Consider the following 15,994-nt stretch of genomic DNA (forward strand, 5'->3'; position numbering starts at 1 on the left):
AAGGGGCGCGAAGCGGCCCCGACGACATCAGCTTGAATGATCGGCTCGTACCAAACTCGGCACAACACGAACATAGACCAACTCGCTGACCAGCTCCACCAGCGTCTGGGTAATCACCGCCGCTGCCGCCAACGCCCGGATCGACTCAGGCAGCGCCAACGCCAACGGCAGCACCACCAGCGAATTACGCGTGGCGGCGCTGAAGGTCACCGCCCGGGCCTCGCCTGTGGACAACTTGAACAGCCGCGCCGCAAACCACCCAAGCAGCGGCGCCAGCAAAGCGAAGCCGACATACACCGGCACCACCGGCAGCAGGTCGTCCAGCCGGCTGGCGACCACGCCGATCTGCGAGCCGATCACCGCGATCAGCACCAGGGCCATGGCCGGCACCGGCAGCCACGTCCAGGCATCGTTCCACTTCGAAACCAGCGCAGAGCGCCGGGCCCCGGCGCTGGTGGCGACGGCCAGCAGCAGGGGCAGCGCGATCAGCAGCACGAAGGCTTCGACGAATGGCGCCACGGAAATCTCCACATGGCCGGCGCCACCCAGCATCAACGCCAGGTACAGCGGCAGCAGCGCCAGTTGCACCAGCAACAGCACCGGCGTGGCGGCCAGGGTCAGGCGCGCGTCGCCCTTGCCGAGGTGGGTGAACACCACCACATAGTCGATGCACGGCGTCAGCAGCACCAGCAGGGCGCCGACCAGCACGGCGGGGTGTTCGACCAGCCCGCGGGTTCCAGCCCAGACCAGCAGCGGCACCAGCACGAAGTTGGCCAGCAGCAGCGCGCCCATGAAGCGCCGATTGCCAAGCCCCGCGCGCAGGTCGAGGAACGGGATCTGCAGGAACATCGCGTACATCAGCACGGCGATGGCCGGGGTCACCAGCGCTTCGAGCGCGCTGGCGGCGCCGGGTGCGAGCAGGCCGAGCACGGCGGCCAGCGCTACGGCGATGAAGTAGAGGGGGATCTGGTTTTGCTCGAGTTGCGCTCTGTCCACGGGCGGCCTGGCATTTCCGACTGGATTACTGGGGCAGGCAGGGTACTATCCGGCGCAGTCCATAGGGAGTGATTCGATGAGAATTCTGGTGGTCGGTGCAAGCAAGGGATTGGGCCAGGCGCTGGTGCAGGGCCTGGGTGGGCATGGCGATACGCTGATCGGTGTGTCGCGCAGCAGGCCGGTGGCGTTGCCGGGCGCGGCGCAGTGGATCGAGGCCGACCTTGGCCAGCCGCGCCAGGCCGCGGCGATCATCCATGAGGCGGTGGCCGACGGTGGGCTGGACGTGCTGGTGTACAACGTCGGCATCTGGGAGGCGCGGGCCTTCGAGGAAGGCTACAGCTTCCTCGATGATGACGAGGCGCAGATCGAGCGCATGGTCGACACCAACATCACCGCGCCGCTGCTGCTGATCAAGCGCCTGCTGCCGCTGCTGCTGCAGAGTGCCCGGCCACGGATCATCCTCACCGGCTCCACCTCCGGCCTGCCGGGCAGTGGTCGCCCGGAGGTGACCTTCGGCGCCAGCAAGTTCGGCTTGCGCGGCATCGCCGAAAGCCTGCGCGAAGGTTTCCGCGAACAGGGCCTGGGGGTGAGTTGCCTGAACCTGGGCTACCTGAACACCGAGGATGGCCTGGACGTGCCGCTGGCCGAGGCCGAACGGCGTGGCGAGGGCGCGCTGATCCCGCTGCATGATGTGGTGCAGGTGTGCCGGATGATGCTGAATCTGTCCTCGGCCAGCTATGTGCGCGACATCACCTTGCCGGCGCTGCGCGACGAGCGCTTCTGAGCTGCGAGGGCGCGCACTGATGCTGAAAAGGCCCGACAGGAGAACCCGTCGGGCCTGGGCGAAGGTCTCAGCTGACCAGGCAGATCGCCCGCAGTTTTGAGCCTTCGCGCACTTGCGTGGTGGTATCGCCGAGCCATTGCTGGGTATCGGTCTTCTGCTGTTTGGAGAACACGTCTTTGACGTTGTTCCAGCTTTCCACCGACAGCTGGTAGATCGCCTGGGACAAGGTGTAAGACGATTGGAAGGTGATGGTGCCCTTGTGACTGGACGCCTTGATGGTGAATTCGCTGGCGTACAGCATGAAGTTCACCGAGCCGCTGTCGCCGGTTTGCAGGATGTTCTGGTTGAAGTTCGACTGGCGCTCGGTCTGCTCGGAATAGGACAGTGCCGCATTCACCAGGCTGCTCAGGGACTGTTTGATCTGCTCGACATCCTGGTTCTTCAGGCCGATGAAGCCTTTTACGAATGAGTCGACCAGCGCGTTGGCGTCATGGCTTTTTTGCTGGATCTGCGTGACTTGCGCTGCCAGCAGGGAAAGGAACGGGATTTCCGCGATCTGCTGGGTGAAGGCGATGAAGTGCTCACGGTCACCGGCGGACTTCGGCTTCTGGTCGGTCGGCTGGTCCAGTGGGTTGTAGCCGGAGCGTCGGCGGGCAATGTCGATGGCCGTCTGCAGGCCTTCGTAGATGCTCACTGGTGCGCTGCCGGGGCTGACGTTGGCGTCCGCATCCTTGGCATAGCTGCCGGTCGCCGTGCCCTTGGCCGGGCTGAAGAAGGGGTTGATGGCATCCGCGCCGCTGCGCATGGATTGGCCAGTCGCCGTGAGCAGTTGGCGGTTGTAATCCTGCGCGAAAATGTTGCCGCGCAGCGCAGTGGATTTTGCATTCGCCTTGGTTTCCGTCAGCCAGGCGTGGGCACTTTCTTTTTCCGATGGAATTGCTCCTGGAGCGTGCATGTCAAATCCCTTTAGCAGATTTATTTATAGGGTCGATTGCGCTCGAACTTAAGCAGTTCAGGGAGTGCCTGACACAGGTTAGAGGGCGCCTTGAGAGTGTCAAAGTGCTGTTTTGGTGGCAGTCGGAAAGTAGAGGGGCGCTGGCGAGAGTATTCGAATTAATGGCGCAGCTGCTTATCGTGAGGGGTTAAGTTGATGAGACGTTAAGTGTTCATTTGAATATGTTTGTTTCTTTTATGAGCTCTTTAAAGCTGCACTATTAATTACAACTAGTGCTTGTGGATGGCGATTGTTCAGGGTGGGCAACAGGTCTTCGGGGCCGCTTCTGCGGTCCATCGCCAGCGGGCCGGCTCCCACCGAAACAGCGCATGGCTATTGGGCAGTGCGAACGGGGTGGGAGTCGGCTTGCCGACGATGGGCTGCAAAGCAGCCCCAAAAGCCGTCAGGTCAGCGTTCGATTGCCAGGGCCACGCCTTGGCCGCCGCCGATGCATAGCGTCGCCAACCCTTTCTTCGCATCGCGCTTGATCATCTCGTGCAGCAGGGTCACCAGCACCCGGCAGCCCGACGCGCCGATCGGGTGGCCCAGGGCAATGGCGCCGCCATTGACGTTGACCTTCGCCGCATCCCATTCCAGCTGCTTGCCCACCGCCAGCGCCTGGGCGGCGAAGGCCTCGTTGGCTTCGATCAGGTCCAGGTCGGTAAGCTGCCAGCCGGCCTTGTCCAGGCAGCGCTGGGTTGCCGACACCGGGCCGATGCCCATGATCGCCGGGTCCACGCCCGCGCTGGCGTAGGCCGCGATCTTCGCCAGCACCGGCAGGCCCAGGGCCTTGGCCTTGGCGGCGCTCATCAGCAGCACGGCGGCGGCGCCGTCGTTGAGGCTGGAGGCGTTGCCGGCGGTGACACTGCCGTCCTTCTTGAACGCGGCGCGCAGTTTGCCCAGGGACTCGGCGGTGGTGCCGGGGCGTGGCTGCTCGTCGGTGTCGAACACCAGCGGATCGCCTTTTTTCTGCGGGATGTGGATCGGGGTGATCTCGGCCTTGAAGCGGCCGGCCTCGATGGCGGCCACGGCCTTGCGCTGTGACTCGGCGGCGAAGGCGTCCTGCTGCTCGCGGGTCAGGCCGTACTTGTCCACCAGGTTCTCGGCGGTGATGCCCATGTGGTAATCGTTGAAGGCATCCCACAGGCCGTCGCTGATCATGCTGTCGACCAACTGGCCGTGGCCCATGCGCTGGCCAGTGCGTGCCGAGGGCATCACATAGGGCGCCAGGCTCATGCTCTCCTGGCCACCGGCGATCACCACCTCGGCGTCGCCGCAGCGGATGGCCTGGGCGGCCAGGTGCAGGGCCTTGAGGCCCGAGCCGCAGACCTTGTTCAGGGTCAGGGCAGGTACTTCGTAGGGCAGGCCGGCCTTGACGGCGGCCTGGCGGGCGGGGTTCTGCCCGGCGCCGGCGGTGAGCACCTGGCCGAGGATCACTTCGTCGACCTGGGCCGGGTCCAGCTGGGTCTGGGCCAGCAGCTGGCGGATCACCGCGGCGCCCAGTTCCACGGCGGACACGTTGGCCAGGGCCCCCTGGAAGCTGCCGATGGCAGTGCGGGTGGCGGCGACGATGACGACTTCGTTCATTGTTGTTCTCCAGGATACGAGCGTGATCGTCACAGCATCCGCGCCCGGGGCTTATTTGAGAAGTTTGTTTTTCTTTGCCATTGATCCGAAATTCAAATGAATGATCTGGGTCGCGGCATGCCTTCATTCGGTCAGGGCCAGGTTTGGCCGCTCCCGTGAGCCTGGGGCCGCATGGCGGCCCTTTGCCGTTCAGCGCACGGTGCTGGCCTGGATCGCGGTCAAGGCGATGGTGTGCACGATGTCGTCCACCTGCGCCCCGCGCGGCAGGTCGTTGACCGGCTTGCGCAGCCCTTGCAGCATCGGCCCGAGGCTGACGCAGTCGGCGCTGCGCTGCACCGCCTTGTGCGTGGTGTTGCCGGTGTTCAGGTCGGGGAACACGAACACCGTGGCCCGCCCGGCCACCGGGCTGGCGGGCGCCAGCTGTCGGGCGATCTCGGGGTTGGCGGCGGCGTCGTACTGCAACGGGCCGTCGATCAGCAGGTCATGTTCGGCCTGCTGCGCCAGGCGCGTGGCTTCGCGGACCTTCTCCACCTCCTCGTCGCTGGCCGCCGAGTCGCTGGAGTAGCTGAGCATCGCCACCCGTGGCGCGATGCCGAACGATTCGGCCGACTCGGCGCTCTGCCGCGCGATCTCGGCCAGCTCGGCGGCGCTGGGGTGTGGGTTCATCACGCAGTCGCCATACACCAGCACCTGGTCGGGGAACAGCATGAAGAACACCGAGGACACCAGGCTGCTGCCCGGCGCGGTCTTGATCAGTTGCAAGGCCGGCCGGATGGTGTTGGCGGTGGAATGCACCAGGCCCGAGACCAGGCCGTCGACTTCACCGAGTGCCAGCATCATGGTGCCGATCACCACCGGGTCTTCCAGCTGCTGCTCGGCCATCGGCGCATTGAGGTTCTTGCTCTTGCGCAGGTTCACCATGGGTTCGACATAGCGGCCACGGATCACCTCGGGGTCGAGCACCTCCAGGTCCGGCGGCAGGCTGATGCCCTGGGCGCGGGCCACGGCCTGCACTTCCTCGGGCTTGGCCAGCAGCACGCAACGGGCGATGCCCCGGGCCTGGCACAAGGCCGCGGCCTGCACCAGCAAGGGCTCGGCGCCCTCGGGCAGGACGATGCGCTTGTTGGCCTGCTGGGCGCGCTGGATCAACTGGTAGCGGAACACCGCCGGTGACAGGCGCAGCTCGCGTGGCGTGCCGCAGCGCTGGTGCAGCCAGGCGGCGTCCAGGTGGCTGGCGACGAAGTCGGTGATGAACTCGGCGCGCTCGCGGTCGTCCACCGGGATCTCGCGGTTCAGCGAGTTGAGCTGGTTGGCGGTGTCGTAGGAGCCGCTGCTCACCGACAGGATCGGCAGGCCGGCCTGCAGGGCGCCGCGGCACAACTCGAGGATGCGCGGGTCGGGCTTGCTGTCGCTGGTCAGCAGCAGGCCGGCCAGGGGCACGCCGTTGATCGCCGCCATGCACACGGCGAGGATGATGTCGTCGCGGTCGCCCGGCGTCACCACCAGGGTGCCGGAGGTCAGCAGCGGCACGGTGTTGGCCACGGTGCGCGCGCAGATGATGATCTTGCTCATGCGCCGCTGGTCATAGTCGCCGGGGTTGAGCACCTGGGCGCCGAGCAGCTCGGCCACGTCGCGGGTGCGCGGGGCGTTGAGCTCGGCCTGGTAGGGGATGCAGCCGAGCAGGCGGAAGTCGTTGCCGCGCAGCAGCGGCGAATGCTCGCGCAGGCGCATGGCGAAATCGGCCATGCTTTCGTCGGTGCGCACCTTGTTGAGGATCACCCCCAGCACCTTCGGGTCGCGCGGGCCGCCGAACAGCTGGGCCTGCAGTTCGACGCGGCCGGACAGCTCGCTGAGCACCTCGTTTTCCGGCGCCGACACCAGGATCACCTCGGCGTCCAGGCTCTTGGCCAGGTGCAGGTTGACCCGGGCGGCATAGCTGGCGTGACGGGTCGGCACCATGCCCTCGACCACCACCACGTCCTTGCCGACGCAGGCCTGCTGGTACAGGCGGATGATCTGTTCGAGCAGTTCGTCGAGCTGGCCGTCACCGAGCATGCGTTCGACATGGCCCAGGCTCAGGGGCGTCGGCGGCTTGATGCCATGGGTGCGGGCGACCAGTTCGCTGGAGCGCTCCGGGCCGGTGTCGCCGGGGTGCGGCTGGGCGATCGGCTTGAAGAAGCCGACCTTGAGCCCGGCGCGCTCCAGGGTGCGCACCAGGCCCAGGCTGATGGAGGTCAGGCCGACACCGAAGTCGGTCGGCGCGATGAAAAATGTCTGCATGCGTGCTTCTCGGAATAAGCGGTGCAAGGAGTTCAGCGGCCAAGGGTAGCGCTAACGGCACCTTGAGCGCACCAGCCGCAGGCGAATGTCTGGCCGATGCGCCGGGCGCGTTCGTTGGCATCGAGCACCCAGGGCCGGGCCTGCCACGGCGGCTGGTGGCGCAGATGCTGGGTGTGGCCGCAGGACAGCTCGACCACCCAGTGCCGCTCTTCGTCGAGGTGAAAGCCCGTGATCCGACTGATGGGCTGCTGTTGGTCCGCGCCGGGTTCGCAATCGGCCGATGCGTTGGTTACACTTGTTCGTTCTATATTCTTTTGCAAAAGGTCTTGCCCCATGCTGATCGCCGCCAACAAGGCTGTCTCCATCGACTATACCCTCACCAACGACGCAGGTGAGGTCATCGACAGCTCCGCCGGTGGTGCGCCGCTGGTCTACCTGCACGGTGCCGGCAACATCATCCCGGGCCTGGAAAAAGCCCTGGAAGGCAAGCAGGCTGGTGAGGAACTGACCGTTGCCATCGAACCCGAAGAAGCCTACGGCGAATACTCCGCCGAGCTGGTCAGCACCCTGAGCAGCAAGATGTTCGAAGGCGTCGACCAACTGGAAGTCGGCATGCAGTTCCACGCCTCGGCGCCGGACGGCCAGATGCAGATCGTCACCATCCGCGACATCGACGGCGACGACGTGACCGTCGACGGCAACCACCCGCTGGCTGGCCAGCGCCTGAACTTCAAGGTCAAGGTTGTCGACGTGCGTGACGCCAGCGAAGAAGAAATCGCTCACCGTCACATCCACGGTGAAGGTGGCCATCACCACTGATTTTCTGCGCTAAGCTCAGAGAGTCGCCAGGCGCTCGGGCAAGCCGGACTTGCCCTCCTCGGGAGGGTAGACGGTTTGGCCGCGCGCCTTTTTCGTGGGCGGGATTCGCCCCTGCGGCAATCGGAACCTGAGAGGGGATTTCATCATGAGTGCATTTCACGACCTGACGTTGAAGGCGCTGAACGGCGAGGACCTGCCCCTTGCACCGTTCAAGGGCCAGGTGGTGCTGGTGGTCAATGTCGCCTCCAAGTGCGGCCTGACGCCGCAATACGCTTCGCTGGAAAAGCTGCACCAGCAGTACAAGGGCCAGGGTTTCAACGTGCTCGGCCTGCCGTGCAACCAGTTCGCGGGCCAGGAGCCTGGCAGCGAGAAGGAAATCCAGGACTTCTGCAGCCTCAACTACGGCGTGAGCTTCCCGCTGGGGGCCAAGCTCGAGGTCAACGGCGCGCAACGTCATTCGCTGTACCGCCTGCTGGCGGGCGAAGGCGCCGAGTTCCCCGGTGACATCACCTGGAACTTCGAGAAGTTCCTGGTCGGCAAGGATGGCCGGGTGCTGGCACGCTTCGCCCCGCGTACCGCGCCAGACGATCCGACCGTGGTGCAGGCGATCGAGAAAGCGCTGGCCTGATCACGGGTTGCCCAGCGCCGGCTCGCCGGCGCTGGGCAACACAGCCCCGGGCAACCTAGAACGCCACGGAAGTCTGCACGTACAGCGTGCGCGGTTCACCCACGTACTTGCCCTTGTTGTTGTCGTCGAACGAACGGGTGTAGTACTCGCGGTTGAACAGGTTCTTCACCCCCACCGCCACCTTCAGGTTCGAAAGCGCAGGGCCGAAGTCATAGCCCGCGCGGGTGCTGACCAGCATGTAGCCGGGGATGCGCCCGGTGCTGCCGTCGGCACTCTCGCTGCCGGTGTTGGCGTTATCGGCGTACTGGCTGCTCTGGAAGCTGCTGTCCAGGTTCAACTGCCACGGGCCTTCGGTATAGCCGATGCCCAGCGTGCCCTTGTGGCGCGACGAGAACGGCACCTGGTTGCCCTTGTTCGGGCCGTCTTCACGAATGGTGGCGTCGACGAAGGCGTAGCCGGCATGCACATCGAAGCCGGCCAGGGCCGGGCTCAGGCCGTCGAGGGCATAGCGCACGCTGGTCTCGATGCCCTGGTGGCGGGTTTCGCCACGGGCGATCACCGAATCGTTGGTCTGGTTGCTTTCGTACTGGTTGTCAAAATTGATCAGGAACGCGCCGATCTCCGCCTGCAGGTCGCCATTGTCGTAGCGGGTGCCGACTTCCCAGGTGCGCGCCTTCTCCGGTTTCACCTCGCCACTGCTGACCCGGTTGGGCATCTGGCTGTACTGCACGCTGCCGAACGAACCTTCGGTGTTGGCGTACAGGTTCCAGTGGTCGGTGAGGTGGTACATCACGTTCAGTGCGGGCAAGGCGGTGTTGTAGCTGCCCTGGTACTGCTGGCCGTTGAGCTTGTTGCTCTGCCGCGAGTCGATCATCTCGTAGCGGATGCCCGGGGTGATGGTCCAGCGGCCGATGTCGATGCGGTCGTCCAGGTAGATCGCGTGGGCTTCGGTACTGCCGCGGGTGTCGCGGTCATTGCGGCTGGCCGTGGTCGGCAGGGCGCCGTTGACCGGCTCGCGGTAACGCAGTTCATGGCCGGCTTCGTTGACGTAGCGGTAGCCGACGCCCAGCTCGTGCCAGCTGTCGCCCAGGGCCAGGCCCTGCGAGAAACGCGTTTCGATGCCGCGCACCCAGTACTCGCGCGGCGACAGTGAGACGAAGCTGCCCTGGTCCAGGTAGCCGCTGCGCAGGGTCTTGGTGAAGAAGCTGTTGACGCTGAACTGGCGGTCGTCCTGCTTGTAGTCGTAACCGAAGTTGAACAGGGTGCGACGGCCCCAGAACTTGTCCTTCAGGCGCGTGGACTGGTACGGGTCGGCGTCGAAGTCGGCGCTGCTGAGGCCGCCTGGCATCTCGGCCTCGCCGTCGTAGTACTGGGCCATGGCGTGCAGGCTGTTGGCGTCGTCCAGTTGCAGCTTGCCCTTGAGCATCAGGTCGTCGATCTGCGTGTCACTGTGCTCGCGCCAGTCACTGCCACGGGTGCCGGAGTAGAGCAGGGCGCCGCCCAGGCCGTTGGCGTTGGTGCCGCCGATCAGCAGGTTGGCGCTGTTCTTCAGGCCATCCTGGCTGGACGACGGGCTGAGCTGGTTCAGCATCGCCGCCTTGAAGGTGGCCTCTTCGGGAATGGCGCGGGTGACGAAGTTGACGATGCCGCCGACGTTCTGCGGCCCGTAACGCACCGCGCCACCGCCGCGCACCACGTCCACGGCGTCCATGTTGCCCAGGCTGATCGGCGCCAGCGACAGCTGCGGCTGGCCGTAGGGGGCGAAGGGCACCGGGATGCCGTCCATCAGCACGGTGGAGCGCGAGGCCAGGCGCGGATTGAGGCCGCGGATGCCGAAGTTCAGCGCCAGGTCGTGGCTGCCGGTGCCGTTGTTTTCCGGGGCGTTGACGCCGGGGATGCGGTTGAGCACTTCGCGGGCACTGCTGGCGCCGCTGCGTTCGAATTCATCGCGACGCACCACGTCGCGGGCACCAGGGTGCTCGAAGACGTTGTCCTGGCGGGCCTCGGCCAGCCAATCGCCGACCACGGTCGAGGCGCCCAGCTCCACGGCCGCGCTGCCGGTGCTGGCTGGCTGCGGTTGCAGGCTGTAGGCGTTGTCGGTCTCCTGGCGAGCCTGCAGGCCACTGCCACGCAGCAGGGCGTCGAGGCCCTGGCCGACCTCGTACTGGCCATCCAGGCCGGGGCTGTTCAGACCTTGGGTGAGGCCGGGGTTGAACGAGATCAGCGCGCCGCTTTCGCGACCGAACTGGTTCAGGGTCTGTTCCAGTGTGCCGGGCGCGATGTGGTAGTCGCGGGGCTCGCCGGCCAGGGCGAACGGGGCGGCGAGGATCAGGGCGTAGGCGAGGGGACTGAGGCGCAGGGGCATGTGACGGAGGTCCTGTGACAAGGGGTTCTGCCTTCTCTGTCACGCGAGGTTCGGGAAATGGCTCAACGGATATGAAATAAATGTGCGCTGGAGCCGCTCTTCGTGGGAGCGGGCTTGCCCCGCGATGGCCATGTGTTGCCGCTCGCTTGCCTCTCAGCCGGTTGACGCCGCCTCGAGCGTCACCCAGTACCGGGTGAATCGTCGCACCTTCACCGGGAGTGTCACCTCCAGCATTTCCAGGATCCGTTCACTGTCGGCCAGTGGATACGACCCGGAAATCCGCAGCTCGGCGACGCTTTCGCTGCAACCCAGTTGCCCGAGCCGATAACGCCCAAGCTCGGCGAGAAAATCGCCCAGGCGCATCTGCGACACCACCAGCATGCCGTCTACCCAGGCCGCGCGGTTGGGGTCGAGCGGCGCGATGGCCTGCCAGCCGCCCACGGCAAACCGCGCCTGGTGGCCGGCCAGCAGCGGTGTGCCGGCCACGCTCGCGCTGCCGCTGAACACCGAAACCAGGCTGAAACCGTCGAACTGGCGCACATCGAAGCGCCCGCTTTCCAGGCGCAGTTCGCCCTGGGCCGTGGCCAGGCGCAGTGGACGGGGATCGTTTTGCACCTCGAGCAACAACTCGCCCTCCTGCAATCGCACCCGGCGCTGCTGGCCGTCGAAACGCACATCGGCGGCGCTGCGGGTGTTCAGGTGCAACTGGCTGCCGTCGTCGAGGGTCAGGCGGCGGCGCTGGCCAACCGGGCTGCGGTAGTCGGCCATCAGCCCGGGCAGCGGATTGTGCTGCTGCAGGCCCAGCCCGGCGGCACTGGCCACGCCGGCCAGCAGCAAGACCTTGAGGGCGCGGCGCCGGGCGGGTGAGGGTGGTGCCTGCAGGGTGGCGTGGACCACTGGCGCGGTCACGCCGCGCAGGCGCTGGTTGACCTGCTGGATATGCGCCCAGGCGCGCTGATGCTCGCTGTGTGCCTGCAGCCAATGCTGCAGGGCCTGGTGCTGGTCGAAATCGGCACTCTGCGACTCGATCAGCCAGTGCACCGCCTGTTCGGCGATCTGCGCCGAGAACGTGCCGTTCACAGGGCGAAGTAGCAGCGCAGGGCTGCCTTGTGCAGGTAGCGTTTGACCGTGGCCAGGGAAATGCCCAGCTCGCGGGCGATCTCGCCCTGGCCCAGGCCGTCGACCTGGGCCAGCAGGAAGGCGCGCTTGACCAGCGCCGGCAGGCCGTCCAGCAGGCGGTCGAGCGCCAGCAGGGTATCGAAGATGAGCGCTTTGTCTTCCTCGCTCGGTGCCACCTGTTCGGGCACCTGCGCCAGGGCCTCGAGGTAGGCGCGCTCCAGTTCCTGGCGGCGGAAATGGTTGCACAGCACACGCTTGGCCACGGTGGTGAGGAACGCACGAGGCTCGATCAGTTGCGGCGCTTCGCGGGCCTGGAGCAAGCGCACGTAGGTGTCCTGTGCCAGGTCGGCGGCACTCTGCGGGCAGCCCAGGCGCCGTCGCAGCCAACCGGTCAGCCAACTGTGGTGGGCGAGGTAGAGGCCTTCGACGGTGGAAGAGAGGGCGCTGGGCACCGATGCGACTCCGGCGCCGGATAGCGCAACTGGAAGTAAGAATTGTTCGCATTGTATTCATGCCGCTGGTGTTCGGCAATCGCTGCCGACGCAAGGCATGCGACCGCTCGCGCCGCCATGCTTTGCTTATGAGAATTGAAATCATTAGTATTGCAGCCCCAATTCCCGGACCCTCGCCATGAAGAGCAAAGCTGCCGGCGTTCCCCTGAGCTACCGCCTGGCCGTGACCTCACGCAGCCTGGCCGCGCTGCTGGGTGGCTACCTGCTGGCGTCGATGGCCAGTGTCTGCATCACCCTGCTTGCGCCGATGACCCAGGCCGACGCGACGATGACCGGGATGATGCTGTCATTCGTCTTCTACCTGATCGCCTTCATCTGGTGCTTCGCCTGCCGCAGCGCCTGGCGCGCCTGGCTGGGCATGCTGCTGCCAAGCCTGGTGCTGGGGCTGATCAACGCACTGGCCTACTGGATGAACCTGCCATGAAAGAAGGCTTCCGCCAGGCCATGGCCTGGCTGCACACCTGGACCGGCCTGATCTTCGGTTGGCTGCTGTTCGCCATCTTCCTCACCGGGACGCTGTCGTACTTCAAGGACGAGATCAGCCACTGGACCCAGCCCGAGGTGCAGAGTCACCCGCTCGACCCGGTAACCAGTCTCGGCCTGGCCCAGCGTTACCTCGAAAGCAATGCCGGCCATGCCAGCACCTGGTTCATCCGTTTGCCCAGCGAGCGCGAGGCGGCGCTGAGCGTCAGCTGGCGCGACCCGAACGGTGGTGGGCGTCGTGGCTTCACCGACAAGGAGCTCGACGCGCGCACCGGCGAGGCGGTCGAGGCCCGCGACAGCCGTGGTGGCGAGTTCTTCTACCGCTTCCACTTCCAACTGCAGATGCCGCACCCCTGGGGGCGCTGGCTGTCGACCTTCTGCGCCTTCATCATGTTGCTGGGGTTGGTCACCGGGATCATCACCCACAAGAAGATCTTCAAGGAGTTCTTCACCTTCCGCCCGGGCAAGGGCCAGCGGTCCTGGCTCGACGGCCACAACGCTATCGGTGTGCTGGTGCTGCCGTTCCACCTGATGATCAGCTACAGCAGCCTGGTGATCTTCATGTACATGGTCATGCCGGCCAGCATCCTGGCCAGCTACGGCGACAGCAGCGGCTACTTCAACGATGTGTTCGGCCGCGACGAGGTGCCCGAGGCGGTTGCCCAGGCCGCGCCGCTGGCGCCGTTGAGCGACCTGTATGCCAAGGTCCAGGAACAGGCGCCGGGGGCGCGCATGGGCTACATCCAGGTGCACAACCCCGGTGACCGCAACGCCCGGGTCACCTTTACCCGCGCCTCGGCCGACAGTGTCGCCTACCAGCGCAGCGCCATCTGGACCTTCGATGGCGTCAGTGGCGAGCTGCTGCGCCGCGGCGCGCCGGAAAGCGCGGCGATGACCACCTCGTTCACCTTCGTCGGCCTGCACATGGGCAACTTCGCCGGGCCTTGGCTGCGCTGGCTGTACTTCGCCTTCGGCGTGGCCGGCACCGCGGTGATCGGCACCGGGCTGGTGATGTGGCTGGGCAAGCGCCAGCTCAAGCATGCCAAGAGCGCACGCATGCCCGGCGAGCTGCGCCTGGTCGAAGTGCTGAACATCGCCAGCATGAGCGGCCTGTTGCTGGGCGTGGCGGCGTTCTTCTGGGCCAATCGCCTGCTGCCGGCAACGCTGGAAGGGCGGGCCGACTGGGAAATCAACGGTTTCTTCCTGGCCTGGGGCGCGTCATTGCTCCACGCCATGCTGAGGAGCGGGCGCCGCGCCTGGGGCGAGCAACTGACGCTGGGCGCGCTTGCGTTCGCCTTGCTGCCGTTGCTCAACGCGCTGACCTCCGACAAGGGGCTGGATCACTCCATCGCCGCCGGTGACTGGGCCATGGCCGGTTTCGACCTGACGGCCCTGGCCACCGGCCTGTTCCTGGCCTGGGCCGCCGGCAAGATGCTGCGCGCGCCCAAGCCGGCCGCCAAGCGTGCGCCCCGCGCCGCCAAGACCGTGGAGGCGAGCTGATGCTGGCAGTTGCGCTGATGGGCTTCGCCGGTTTTGCCGGCCTGTGCCTGGCCATGGACAAGCACTTCAACGAGTTGCTCGGGCGCAAGCCCACGGCCAGCCAGCAGCGTGCCATGCGCGTCGGGGGCTGGGCATTGCTGCTGTTGTCGTTGGCCCTCGCCGTGCAACTGCGCGGTTGGGCCTTGGGCCTGGTGGAGTGGATCGCCGTGCTGATGGCCGGCGTGACGCTGTGGGTATTCGGCTTGCCCTACGTGCCGCGCCTGCTGCTCGGCCTGGCCGCCGCCAGCCTGGTGCTCGGGCCACTGCTGGCCGTGCTGGCGGCATAGGCCCTTGAGCGACTCCGAGGCCGGCGGGAGGGCACGCTTTCTTCAGGTGTTCCTGGCCCAGCGCGCGCGCATGGAGGCGCTGGTCAGCCGCCGCGTCGGCTGCCGCGCCACGGCGTCGGACCTGGTGCAGGACTTGTTCCTGCGCTTCTGGCGGCGCCCCGAGGTGAAGGTCGAGGCGCTCGACACCTACCTGCTGCGCAGCGCCAGCAACCTGGCCATTGACTACCTGCGCAGCGAGGGCAGCCGCGACCGCGCTGCCGAGGGTTTGCACGACCCCGACGAAGCCCACTGCGCCCAGGCGCCCGAGCAGGCCCTGGAGGTCGACCACGACCTGCAACGCATCGAGGCTGCCCTGCGGGCATTGTCCGAACGCACCCGGCAGATCTTCCTGCTCAGCCGCATCCATGGCTGCACCTACGGCGAGATCGCCAAGGCCATGCAACTGTCCCAGAGCGCGGTGGAAAAGCATATGATGCGCGCCCTCGAAGCGTGCAAGGCGAGTGTTGCCGAACCCGCGTCCCCATTGCGCCGGCCAGGGAGCGCCCGTCGATGAGTGTTGAACAGCCGATCACTGCCGCCCAGTCCCAGGCCGCCCTGCGTTGGCTGGGGCGCATCCAGCAGCAGCCGGCGCAGGCCGAGGGCGCGGCGTTCAAGCGCTGGTTGCTGGAGAGCCCCGCCCATCGCCAGGCCTATGCCGAGGCCCAGGCGCTTTGGCGCCTGAGCGGGGCGCCGGCGGCGCGGCTGGCGGCCGAGGAACACCAAGGTCTGCAAACATACCTGGAGGCTATGCGCCGGCCCGAGCGCAAGCGACCGTGGCGCGGCCTGGCGGTGGCGGCGAGCTTGGTACTGGCGCTGGGATTCGCGGCAGGCTGGCAGCCGCAGTTCTGGCTGCAGGACCTGCGTGCCGACTACACCAGCGGGGCGCAGGTGCGGCAGGTGACCCTGGCCGATCGTTCGCAATTGACCCTGGATGCCGGTACCGCCGTGGCGGTGGACTTTGCCCATGGGCAGCGGCGCGTGCGGTTGCTGCGCGGCGCCGCGTTCTTCGAGGTGACCCATACCGGCGAGCCGTTCCTGGTGGATGCCCAGGGCGGCGAAGTGCGGGTGCTGGGGACCCAGTTCGAGGTGCGCGGGCAGGGTGACGGCGCGCAGGTCACGGTGCGCAGCGGGCGGGTGGCGGTGACGGCGGCCGAAGGGCAACCGGCCCGCGAACTGACAGCCAACCAGCAGCTGGCCTATGCCGGTGGTGTGGCCGCTGGGGTCGAGGCGGTGGACAGCGACAGCCGCCTGGCTTGGCGCCAGGGTTGGCTGAACTACTACCAGGTGCCGTTGGCGCAGGTGATCGAGGACCTGGGGCGTTACTACCCGGGGCGGATCCTGCTGCTCGACGGTGAGCTGGCGCAGCGCAAGGTCAGTGGCAGTTTCCCGGTGGCGGAACCGCTGGCCGCGCTGGATTCGCTGGGCAAGGTGATGGGGTTCGAGCAGCAGACGCTGCTGGGCCGGTTGACCGTTTTGCGTTGACCTGAGCCGACGTCATCGCGGGGCAAGCCCGCTCCCACGAGTCCGTTCCCATGAGCCATTGCGTGGGAGCGGGTTTGCCC

The 15,994-nt window shown here is 66.5% G+C and carries 16 protein-coding genes; 8 read left to right on the forward strand and 8 right to left on the reverse strand.

Annotated elements, in window-relative coordinates; genetic code table 11:
* Positions 1 to 27: 27 nt before the first annotated feature.
* On the reverse strand, positions 28 to 996 hold the full coding sequence (locus ACQ4OD_RS21975; protein WP_430944927.1) for a bile acid:sodium symporter: 969 nt from the start codon (positions 994 to 996) through the stop codon (positions 28 to 30).
* A 76-nt stretch (positions 997 to 1,072) separates the two neighbouring features.
* Between ACQ4OD_RS21975 and ACQ4OD_RS21980 the strand changes: the two genes are divergently transcribed.
* Positions 1,073 to 1,780, forward strand: a complete 708-nt coding sequence (locus tag ACQ4OD_RS21980; RefSeq protein ID WP_258599896.1) for an SDR family oxidoreductase — start codon at positions 1,073 to 1,075, stop codon at positions 1,778 to 1,780.
* 67 nt (positions 1,781 to 1,847) lie between these two features.
* On the opposite strand, the gene ACQ4OD_RS21985 is transcribed toward ACQ4OD_RS21980, so the two are convergent.
* The 4 genes from ACQ4OD_RS21985 to ACQ4OD_RS22000 form a co-directional block, all read right to left on the reverse strand.
* Positions 1,848 to 2,735 carry a hypothetical protein gene (locus tag ACQ4OD_RS21985; RefSeq protein ID WP_023631032.1) on the reverse strand — a complete coding sequence of 296 codons (888 nt, stop codon included), beginning with the start codon at positions 2,733 to 2,735 and terminating at the stop codon, positions 1,848 to 1,850.
* A 447-nt stretch (positions 2,736 to 3,182) separates the two neighbouring features.
* Positions 3,183 to 4,361: an acetyl-CoA C-acetyltransferase gene (locus tag ACQ4OD_RS21990; protein ID WP_430944928.1), complete on the reverse strand. Its 1,179-nt coding sequence runs from the start codon at positions 4,359 to 4,361 to the stop codon at positions 3,183 to 3,185.
* A 189-nt stretch (positions 4,362 to 4,550) separates the two neighbouring features.
* Entirely contained in the window at positions 4,551 to 6,641 is a 2,091-nt protein-coding gene (gene pta / locus ACQ4OD_RS21995; RefSeq protein ID WP_102682127.1) for a phosphate acetyltransferase, read from the reverse strand.
* 32 nt (positions 6,642 to 6,673) lie between these two features.
* On the reverse strand, positions 6,674 to 6,976 hold the full coding sequence (locus ACQ4OD_RS22000; protein ID WP_102682168.1) for a DUF3565 domain-containing protein: 303 nt from the start codon (positions 6,974 to 6,976) through the stop codon (positions 6,674 to 6,676).
* Between ACQ4OD_RS22000 and ACQ4OD_RS22005 the strand changes: the two genes are divergently transcribed.
* Positions 6,975 to 7,460 (forward strand): FKBP-type peptidyl-prolyl cis-trans isomerase, encoded by a 486-nt coding sequence (locus tag ACQ4OD_RS22005; protein ID WP_046854201.1) that lies wholly within the window; start codon positions 6,975 to 6,977, stop codon positions 7,458 to 7,460. The two genes, ACQ4OD_RS22000 and ACQ4OD_RS22005, sit on opposite strands and share 2 nt — an antisense overlap.
* A 145-nt stretch (positions 7,461 to 7,605) precedes the next feature.
* Positions 7,606 to 8,088, forward strand: a complete 483-nt coding sequence (locus ACQ4OD_RS22010; protein WP_046854202.1) for a glutathione peroxidase — start codon at positions 7,606 to 7,608, stop codon at positions 8,086 to 8,088.
* Between the two features lie 55 nt (positions 8,089 to 8,143).
* On the opposite strand, the gene fecA is transcribed toward ACQ4OD_RS22010, so the two are convergent.
* The 3 genes from fecA to ACQ4OD_RS22025 form a co-directional block, all read right to left on the reverse strand.
* Positions 8,144 to 10,453, reverse strand: coding sequence for a TonB-dependent Fe(3+) dicitrate receptor FecA (gene fecA / locus ACQ4OD_RS22015; RefSeq protein ID WP_430944929.1), 2,310 nt, complete (start codon positions 10,451 to 10,453; stop codon positions 8,144 to 8,146).
* A gap of 153 nt (positions 10,454 to 10,606) precedes the next feature.
* Positions 10,607 to 11,533 (reverse strand): FecR domain-containing protein, encoded by a 927-nt coding sequence (locus ACQ4OD_RS22020; RefSeq protein ID WP_430944930.1) that lies wholly within the window; start codon positions 11,531 to 11,533, stop codon positions 10,607 to 10,609.
* On the reverse strand, positions 11,530 to 12,024 hold the full coding sequence (locus tag ACQ4OD_RS22025; protein ID WP_277502020.1) for a sigma-70 family RNA polymerase sigma factor: 495 nt from the start codon (positions 12,022 to 12,024) through the stop codon (positions 11,530 to 11,532). The genes ACQ4OD_RS22020 and ACQ4OD_RS22025 overlap by 4 nt, the downstream gene beginning before the upstream one ends.
* Positions 12,025 to 12,202: 178 nt before the next feature.
* Between ACQ4OD_RS22025 and ACQ4OD_RS22030 the strand changes: the two genes are divergently transcribed.
* From ACQ4OD_RS22030 to ACQ4OD_RS22050, 5 genes are read left to right on the forward strand one after another with little or no spacing between them, the layout of a single operon-like run.
* Positions 12,203 to 12,508, forward strand: coding sequence for a DUF3649 domain-containing protein (locus tag ACQ4OD_RS22030; protein WP_430944931.1), 306 nt, complete (start codon positions 12,203 to 12,205; stop codon positions 12,506 to 12,508).
* Positions 12,505 to 14,067, forward strand: coding sequence for a PepSY-associated TM helix domain-containing protein (locus ACQ4OD_RS22035; protein WP_110700009.1), 1,563 nt, complete (start codon positions 12,505 to 12,507; stop codon positions 14,065 to 14,067). Before ACQ4OD_RS22030 ends, ACQ4OD_RS22035 begins: the two co-directional genes overlap by 4 nt.
* Complete coding sequence (locus tag ACQ4OD_RS22040; protein ID WP_198754917.1) at positions 14,067 to 14,393, forward strand: DUF3325 domain-containing protein; 327 nt, start codon at positions 14,067 to 14,069, stop codon at positions 14,391 to 14,393. Before ACQ4OD_RS22035 ends, ACQ4OD_RS22040 begins: the two co-directional genes overlap by 1 nt.
* A 4-nt stretch (positions 14,394 to 14,397) precedes the next feature.
* Positions 14,398 to 14,946 (forward strand): RNA polymerase sigma factor, encoded by a 549-nt coding sequence (locus ACQ4OD_RS22045; RefSeq protein WP_232968058.1) that lies wholly within the window; start codon positions 14,398 to 14,400, stop codon positions 14,944 to 14,946.
* On the forward strand, positions 14,943 to 15,914 hold the full coding sequence (locus ACQ4OD_RS22050; protein WP_430944933.1) for a FecR family protein: 972 nt from the start codon (positions 14,943 to 14,945) through the stop codon (positions 15,912 to 15,914). Before ACQ4OD_RS22045 ends, ACQ4OD_RS22050 begins: the two co-directional genes overlap by 4 nt.
* Positions 15,915 to 15,994: the final 80 nt, after the last annotated feature.

Source organism: Pseudomonas sp. WC1 (assembly GCF_050586565.1).
Lineage (GTDB): Bacteria > Pseudomonadota > Gammaproteobacteria > Pseudomonadales > Pseudomonadaceae > Aquipseudomonas.

Bases quoted from the DNA above. Each gene is read 5' to 3' on its own strand.
- ACQ4OD_RS21980 (WP_258599896.1), top strand. From the start codon at position 1,073: ATGAGAATTCTGGTGGTCGGTGCAAGCAAGGGATTGGGCCAGGCGCTG.
- ACQ4OD_RS21985 (WP_023631032.1), bottom strand. From the start codon at position 2,735: ATGCACGCTCCAGGAGCAATTCCATCGGAAAAAGAAAGTGCCCACGCC.
- ACQ4OD_RS21990 (WP_430944928.1), bottom strand. From the start codon at position 4,361: ATGAACGAAGTCGTCATCGTCGCCGCCACCCGCACTGCCATCGGCAGC.
- pta (WP_102682127.1), bottom strand. From the start codon at position 6,641: ATGCAGACATTTTTCATCGCGCCGACCGACTTCGGTGTCGGCCTGACC.
- ACQ4OD_RS22005 (WP_046854201.1), top strand. From the start codon at position 6,975: ATGCTGATCGCCGCCAACAAGGCTGTCTCCATCGACTATACCCTCACC.
- ACQ4OD_RS22000 (WP_102682168.1), bottom strand. From the start codon at position 6,976: ATGGGGCAAGACCTTTTGCAAAAGAATATAGAACGAACAAGTGTAACC.
- ACQ4OD_RS22010 (WP_046854202.1), top strand. From the start codon at position 7,606: ATGAGTGCATTTCACGACCTGACGTTGAAGGCGCTGAACGGCGAGGAC.
- fecA (WP_430944929.1), bottom strand. From the start codon at position 10,453: ATGCCCCTGCGCCTCAGTCCCCTCGCCTACGCCCTGATCCTCGCCGCC.
- ACQ4OD_RS22030 (WP_430944931.1), top strand. From the start codon at position 12,203: ATGAAGAGCAAAGCTGCCGGCGTTCCCCTGAGCTACCGCCTGGCCGTG.
- ACQ4OD_RS22035 (WP_110700009.1), top strand. From the start codon at position 12,505: ATGAAAGAAGGCTTCCGCCAGGCCATGGCCTGGCTGCACACCTGGACC.
- ACQ4OD_RS22040 (WP_198754917.1), top strand. From the start codon at position 14,067: ATGCTGGCAGTTGCGCTGATGGGCTTCGCCGGTTTTGCCGGCCTGTGC.
- ACQ4OD_RS22050 (WP_430944933.1), top strand. From the start codon at position 14,943: ATGAGTGTTGAACAGCCGATCACTGCCGCCCAGTCCCAGGCCGCCCTG.